This is a genomic window from Spirillospora sp. NPDC029432, from assembly GCF_040703975.1.
Lineage (GTDB): Bacteria > Actinomycetota > Actinomycetes > Streptosporangiales > Streptosporangiaceae > Spirillospora.
The window spans coordinates 147,590-154,498 of record NZ_JBEZWH010000016.1 but is presented as its reverse complement, the minus strand read 5'-3'; the positions used below and the strand labels follow the sequence as shown (position 1 = coordinate 154,498).

Genomic DNA, 6,909 nt, shown 5'->3' with positions numbered 1-6,909 from the left:
CCGTCGGCCTTCTCCAGGCCGCCGATGCGGTGCTCCAGCCCCGGCGTGCCCGGGACCGCCCAGGGGCGGGCGAGGGTGTCGGGGTCGCGCTTGAACGGCTGGAAGTCCTCCTGGTCGGGCTCGGCGAAACCGGGCTCGATCCTCGGGAGGGTGTCGACCTCGGGCAGCTTCCACGGCTCGGAGCCGTTCGCGAGGTAGCCGTCCGACAGCAGGATGACCGGGGTGCGGTACTTCACCGCGATCCGGCCCGCCTCCAGCGCGGCGTCGAAGCAGTCCGACGGGGAGCGCGGCGCGATCACCGGCACCGGGGCCTCGCCGTTGCGGCCGTGCATGGCCTGCAGCAGGTCGGCCTGCTCGGTCTTGGTCGGCAGCCCGGTGGACGGGCCCGCCCGCTGCACGTCGATGACCAGCAGCGGCAGCTCGGTCGCCACGGCCAGCCCGATCGTCTCGCTCTTGAGCGCGATGCCGGGACCGGAGGTCGTGGTGACGCCCAGCGAGCCGCCGAACGAGGCGCCCAGCGCGGCGCCCACCGCGGCGATCTCGTCCTCGGCCTGGAACGTCCGCACGCCGAACCTCTTGTGCTTGGACAGCTCGTGCAGGATGTCCGAGGCCGGGGTGATCGGGTACGAGCCGAGGTAGATGTCCAGCCCGCTCTGCTCGCCGGCCGCGACCAGGCCGTACGCCAGTGCCACGTTCCCGGTGATGTTGCGGTAGAGACCGGGCTCGTGCTCGGCGGGCTTGATCTCGTACTGCACCGAGAACGCCTCGGTGGTCTCGCCGTAGCTCCAGCCCGCCTGGAAGGCCGCGATGTTGGCCTTCATGATCTCCGGCTTCTTGGCGAACTTGCGCTCCAGGAAGCCGATCGTGCCCTCGGTGGGACGGTGGTACAGCCACGACAGCAGGCCGAGGGCGAACATGTTCTTGGCCCGCTCGGCGTCCTTCTTCGAGATGTCGAAGTCGGCCAGCGCGCCCACGGTCATCGAGGTCAGCGGCAGCGCGTGCACGCGGTACTCGGCGAGGGAGTCGTCCTCGACCGGGTTGGCCGCGTACCCGACCTTGGCCAGGTTGCGCTTGGTGAACTCGTCGGTGTTGACGATCAGGTCCGCCCCGCGGGGGAGGTCCCCGAGGTTGGCCTTGAGGGCGGCGGGGTTCATGGCGACCAGGACGTTGGGCGCGTCTCCTGGCGTCAGGATGTCGTGGTCGGCGAAGTGCAGCTGGAAGCTGGACACGCCGGGCAGCGTGCCGGCGGGGGCGCGGATCTCGGCGGGGAAGTTCGGCAGCGTCGACAAGTCGTTGCCGAACGCGGCCGTCTCCTGGGTGAAGCGATCACCGGTCAGCTGCATGCCGTCACCGGAGTCTCCGGCGAAGCGGATGATGACGCGGTCGAGTTGCTGGACCTGTTTGGTCACAGAGGAAGACCTCCTCGACACGCAGCACCCGTCCCGGGGGAGGCACCCAGGATCGTGATGCTACTTAGGCTTACCTTCATGGTATGTCCGGGATGGAATGCTCTTCTCGGGGGGAGGGTGGCCAAGGGGGAGGGTGCATGGCGGCGCCGCCGCCCGGCGACCCGGTCCCTGATCGTCCCGTGGCGCCGCGGCCGTCCGGCCGCGGGCACCGTTCCGCCCGTCATGTGACATCCCTCTTCCAGGGAGTCGCGACCCCGTAACACAAGAGGTACCACTTCGCGGGGAAGCGGGCGCGGCTCCGCCGGTATCGGGCAGGTCCTATCCGGTGGTACGACCTGGACGGTGCCCCGGGTTCATCCTGAACACAGGCAGCTGGCCAGGCGGCACAGGTCGACATGAAGGCGCCGCACGAGCCTTGGGGGGTGGGGTGAGGAGCCGGGGCTCCCCGGGGGCACGGAGTTCACGCCCCGAACTATAGACAGAGGCCGGATGGCCCGTTCCATCCGGCCCCGTACCCGCATGGCCAGTGTCCCGTTCGAGGACCTTCGAGGATGTTCGAGGACGTTGGGGACGTTCGTGCGCTTCCGCCCGGCGGTGGGGCCCGCTAGGGCGCGGGCGAGGCGCCCGGCGTGGCCGTGGTCGTGGCCGTCCCCTGGGGCGACGGCGAGCCGGACGGCGCCACCGCGGCGCGCTCGCGGTCGACCAGCGCCAGCATCCGGGTCAGGTCGGCCGCGGCCACCGCCTCGCCGAGCACCCGCGCGTGCGCCTCGTACCGGTGCTCGCCGGGGTCGTCCTGGGCCGCCCGCATCCAGGTCCGCCAGCCGCGGCTCTCGACCGTGCACCGCAGCGTCGGCCGGCGGTCGGTGGGAACGCCCGCCGAGGCGGTGCACGAGCCCAGCGTCCGGCCGGCCGCGGTGATCGTCGCCAGCAGCGACGCGCGGGCCCCTTCCGGCACCGTCGCCTCCGGGACGGTCAGCGTCGCCCTCACGCTCAGCGTGCACCCGCTGGTGTTCTCGTTGCAGTTGATGAACGTCGGCTTGCCCGGCTGGAAGCGCAGCGACGGGTCGGCGGCGCCGCCCAGCGCGGCCACCCGCGGCCGCAGCTGCTTGAACGCCAGCTCCGGGTCCGCGAGCGGGACGGCGGTGAGCAGCGGGTCGCCGTGGCCCGCCGTCCGCACCTGGAGTAGCCGGTGCGGCGCGGCTTTGGCGACGAAGTAGTCGGCCTTTGGGGTCTTGACCCGGTACGCGGGCGTGCCGCCGGCGTTCTCGGTCGCGGGCTTGCGGGTCGCCTTGGCCAGCGTCCGGGCGATCGCCTCCGGACCCAGCACGTCCCGGACGGCCGCCACCCCGGGGAACGACGCGGGCACCTTCGTCCAGCGGTTCGCGAAGCTGCCGGCGCGGGCCGCCTCCGTGGTGTACGTGCGCCAGAAGACCGGCCCGCCCTTGACGTACGTGGAGCCCTCGACCGCGACCAGGTCGGCCTCCACACCGTTCGCGGCGAGCGTCCCGGTGGCCAGCCCGGACCGGGTGACCTTCAGCCGCAGCCGTACGGGCTTGCCCTGCATCGTCACGGTCCCGTCGTACCGGACGCCCGGCAGCGACGTCAGGCCGCGGCCCGCCTCCCGGGACCACGCGGGCGGCGCGGGCGTCTCCGTGGCGCCGCTCTTCCCGGCGCCGTCACCGCCGGTGGCGGCGACGCCGAACGCCACGACCGCGGCCGTCACGACCACCACCGCGCCCGCGACGATCAGCAGGCGGCGGCGCGGCCCCCCGTTCCGCTGCCGGTCGCCCGGCGGCCGCGACCCCGGCATCGGGAACGGCTGGCCCGGCTGTCCCTGGCCCGGCTGTCCCGGCGGCGGGGGCGGCCCGCCCATGGGCCGCGGGGGGAGCGGGGACATCGGCGGCGGCGTTCCGGGACCTGAAAGAGGAGGTCGGGGGCCTTCCGGCGGCGGCCCCCCGGGTTCGACGCTCACTCGGCGCTCATTCTGCTGACATCCGGCATCACAGACATAGAGTGCCGGACGATCCGACCACTCGCAGCAGGACGGCGGATCATCCGGCACTCGCCGGGTCGTTCCGTATGGAGTTGTTCGGCGCCCGTTCAGGCCGTATTCAGCGGCTCCTCCCGGGCGGCCGCCCGGTCACTCGGAGTCGAGGCCCCGCTGGAGGGCCTGCACGTCGGCGGCCGTCGCCCCGACCGCCATCGGTGACGCGGACACCCACACACGGCGGACGTTCTTGCCGCTGCGGGCCCACTCGCCGCCGGAGATCGTGCACTGCACGCGCACGTCGTCCAGCCCGGTGACGGTGCCGGTCGCCTCGCACTCGCCGAACAGCTTGCCGCCGCCCTGCTCGGAGGTCAGCCGGAAGTTCACCTTGATCGGCACGGCCGGCGCGCCGCCCCGGGTGCTCCACACCTTCACCGCCACGGTGCAGGGCTGGCCGCCCTTGTCGCACGACACGAACTCCGGCTTCGCCGAGTTGCGCGGCGACTTGCTGGAGTCGAACGCGTCGGTCAGCTCGCCCATGGCCGTGCGCATCGCGGTGATGTCGCTGGTGCCGCTCGGCACGCTGACGTCGGCGGAGACCCGCGGCGAGGAGGTGCTCTCGTACCGCAGCAGCTCCGGCTCGTCGCCGTCGCTCACGTAGAAGGTGGACAGGCTGCTGCGGATCTTGATGGCCTTGCGGCCGTTGACCGTGGTCTCGGTCTCCCGCAGGTTGTACCGGCTCGTCTGTCGCAGCTCGGTCGCGAGCGCCGACGGCGTCAGGTCACGGTCGAACTTCACGCTCAGGTCGGTGTCGTCGACCAGGCCCCACTGGTCGCCGTCCTTGAGGAAGCGGTCGGACGTGGTCGAGGTCAGCTTGCCCTGCCAGTACGCCTTGGACGCCTTGACGAACAGCTTGTCGTCCGCCGAGAGCAGCGTCACGCTGTCGCCGTCCCAGGTGACCCGGCCGGTGGCGCGGCCGCCCTTGGTGACGATCAGCTCACCCTGCAGCGTGTCGGAGCCGGAGCTGAACGAGCCCTTGAGCTTGACGTTGCGCGCCCCCGAGATCGAGGTGGCCGCGGCGGTCAGGCGCTCCTCGGGCGTCTTCCCGCTGTTCGCCGCCACCACGACGACCACCGCAACGATGATCAGCAGCACCGCGAACACGCCGCCGCCGATGATGGCGATCAGCGCGCCGTTCCCCTTCTTGGGAGGCGGCGGCGCCATGCCGCCCATGCCCATCCCCATGCCGGGACCGGGCGGCGGCATGCCGGGGCCGGGCGGCGGGAACGGAGGCGGGGTGTTCGGCCCCGCGTACCCGCCGGGCCCGGGCGGACCCGGCGGCCCGGGCGGCATGGGGGGTCCAGGGGGCGTACCCGGAGCGCCGGGAGCACCACCCGGGCCCTCGGGCGGAGGCGGCGGCCACGAGGGTCCGGCGGGCGGATCCCAGCCGGGGGGAGGTGGAGGGTTGCTCATCCGGTCACGTCCTTCCAGGTCAACTGACCCCATATGGCTCTCTAGTTTGCAGCAAAAGGATGACGATCCGCGCAACGGTTTAGACGCGGCACGGGGACGTGAGTTCGCCGTGCACTGGGCGATACTTGACGGGAGCCAGGGGAGGCAGTTGTGCCGGACTACTTCGACGGGTACGCCGCCGTGCTGGCGCTGGTCCTGGTCGGCGGGGCGATCGTCGCCGGCGGGCTGGGCGCCAACCGGCTGCTCCGCCCGCACCGCCCGACCGCGGAGAAGCTCACCACGTACGAATGCGGCGTCGATCCGGTCGGCGACGGCTGGGCGCAGTCGTACGTGCGCTACTACGTGTTCGCCTACCTGTACGTCGTGTTCGCGGTAGACGCCGTGTTCCTGTTCCCCTGGGCCACGATCTTCTCCGCCCCGGGTTACGGGATGACGACCCTGGTGGAGATGTTCGTCTTCCTCGGCTTCCTCGCCACCGGCCTGGTGTACGCGGGCAAGAAGGGCGTCCTGTCATGGGTGTGAACCCTCTGGCGCTCCGCGCGACGGCTGTAAGAATGCTCTCGTGAGCACTGTCGATCTGCCGCCGCCCAGCGTCGGGCCCCTGTCCCGGCTCGCGCCGAAGCCGGTCAAGTTCGTGCTCAATTGGGGCCGCCGCTATTCCCTCTGGGTGTTCAACTTCGGGCTGGCCTGCTGCGCGATCGAGTTCATCGCGACCTCGATGAGCCGGCACGACTTCATCCGGCTCGGCGTGATCCCGTTCGCGCCCGGGCCGCGCCAGGCCGACCTGATGGTCGTGTCGGGGACGGTCAGCGACAAGATGGCGCCCGCCGTGCGCCGGCTGTACGAGCAGATGCCCGAGCCCAAGTACGTCATCTCGTTCGGCGCCTGCTCCAACTGCGGCGGCCCGTACTGGGACTCCTACTGCGTCACCAAGGGCGTCGATCAGATCGTCCCGGTGGACGTGTACGTGCCCGGCTGCCCGCCCCGGCCCGAGGCGTTGCTGCACGGCATCGTCCGGCTCCAGGACAAGATCGCCGGCGAGTCGCTCGGCGCGCGCTACAGCGGCTCCGGCGGCGAGCCGGTGATGCCGCCGCCGGCCCCGCGTCCGCTATCGGCCACCGTGCTGCGCCGCCCCGTCCAGCCGATGCCGCCCCCGGACGACGTCCCCACCCTCGGCCTCCGCGCCCTCCCGGACGAACCCGCGGAACAGCCGCCCCCTGAGGAACCCCCGGGCGGCCCGTCCCACCGCACCCACGCGTTCACGCCGGTCGAAGAGCCCGCTCCGAAGCCCGAGGCCCCTTCCGAGAAAGCCGAGAAGACCGAGAAGGCCGAGAAGGCCGAGAAGGCGGCGGAGCCGTCCGGGGCGCCCGATGACGCGACCGTGCCGGTCGAGCCGCTTCCCGAGGAACCCCGGGAGGCCGTGGCACCAGAGAAACCAGAGAAAGCGGAGAAACCAGGGAAGCCGGAGAAGCAGAGGCGCGAGCGGGCGCGGCGGGACGCGGGCGAGCACGACCCGTCCATCATTCCCGGCCTGACCGACGGCGACGGCGAAGGCGACGGCGACGGGGAGGCGGAGCGGTGAGCGCGGCCGCGGAGCTCACCGCCGCGTGGCACGGGCGGTACGGGGACGAGGTCACGAGCGAGGAGAGCGCCGGCGGCCTCGCGGTCGGCGTCCCGGCCGAGACCTGGCTGGACGCCCTCGCGTTCGCCCGCGACGACCTGGAGTGCGGGTTCTTCGACTGGCTGACCGGCGTGGACGAGCTGGAGGACGGCTTCGCGGTCGTCGCGCACGTCTACTCGCTGGAACGGCGCCACCACCTGCTCGTCCGCACGCGGGTGCCGAGGGAGGCCCCGGTGCTGCCGACCGCCACCGGGATCTACCGGGGCGCCGCGTGGCACGAGCGCGAGACGTACGAGATGTTCGGCGTGGTCTTCGAGGGCCACCCCGATCTCAAGCCGCTGCTGCTCCCGGACGGCTTCGAGGGGCATCCGCTGCGCAAGGAGTTCGTGCTGGCCGCGCGGGTCGCCAAGCCGTGGCCG

Annotated in this window: 6 protein-coding genes and 1 pseudogene; 3 read left to right on the top strand and 4 right to left on the bottom strand. The window is 72.3% G+C overall.

Annotation, left to right across the window (positions count from 1 at the left end; translation table 11 throughout):
• The 4 genes from AB0881_RS16050 to AB0881_RS16035 form a co-directional block, all read right to left on the bottom strand.
• Positions 1-1,409: 2-oxoacid:acceptor oxidoreductase subunit alpha (locus AB0881_RS16050; protein WP_366617653.1), on the bottom strand; the 1,409-nt coding region annotated here is incomplete at its 3' end.
• 353 nt (positions 1,410-1,762) lie between these two features.
• Positions 1,763-1,912 carry a putative leader peptide gene (locus AB0881_RS16045; protein ID WP_366617652.1) on the bottom strand — a complete coding sequence of 50 codons (150 nt, stop codon included), beginning with the start codon at positions 1,910-1,912 and terminating at the stop codon, positions 1,763-1,765.
• A 101-nt stretch (positions 1,913-2,013) separates the two neighbouring features.
• Entirely contained in the window at positions 2,014-3,306 is a 1,293-nt protein-coding gene (locus AB0881_RS16040) for a hypothetical protein (protein ID WP_366617651.1), read from the bottom strand.
• A 243-nt stretch (positions 3,307-3,549) separates the two neighbouring features.
• The gene (locus AB0881_RS16035; protein ID WP_366617650.1) at positions 3,550-4,749 is read right to left on the bottom strand and encodes a hypothetical protein; all 1,200 of its coding nucleotides are present in this window, start codon (positions 4,747-4,749) and stop codon (positions 3,550-3,552) included.
• A gap of 270 nt (positions 4,750-5,019) precedes the next feature.
• Here AB0881_RS16035 and AB0881_RS16030 point away from each other — a divergent pair, with 270 nt between their 5' ends.
• The 3 genes and pseudogenes from AB0881_RS16030 to AB0881_RS16020 all read left to right on the top strand — a co-directional run.
• Positions 5,020-5,391, top strand: a complete 372-nt coding sequence (locus AB0881_RS16030) for an NADH-quinone oxidoreductase subunit A (protein WP_366617649.1) — start codon at positions 5,020-5,022, stop codon at positions 5,389-5,391.
• A 40-nt stretch (positions 5,392-5,431) separates the two neighbouring features.
• Positions 5,432-6,451, top strand: a complete 1,020-nt coding sequence (locus AB0881_RS16025; protein WP_366617648.1) for an NADH-quinone oxidoreductase subunit B family protein — start codon at positions 5,432-5,434, stop codon at positions 6,449-6,451.
• A pseudogene (locus AB0881_RS16020) lies at positions 6,448-6,876 on the top strand (NADH-quinone oxidoreductase subunit C); the annotation flags it as partial. The gene AB0881_RS16025 and the pseudogene AB0881_RS16020, both read left to right, overlap by 4 nt.
• Positions 6,877-6,909: the final 33 nt, after the last annotated feature.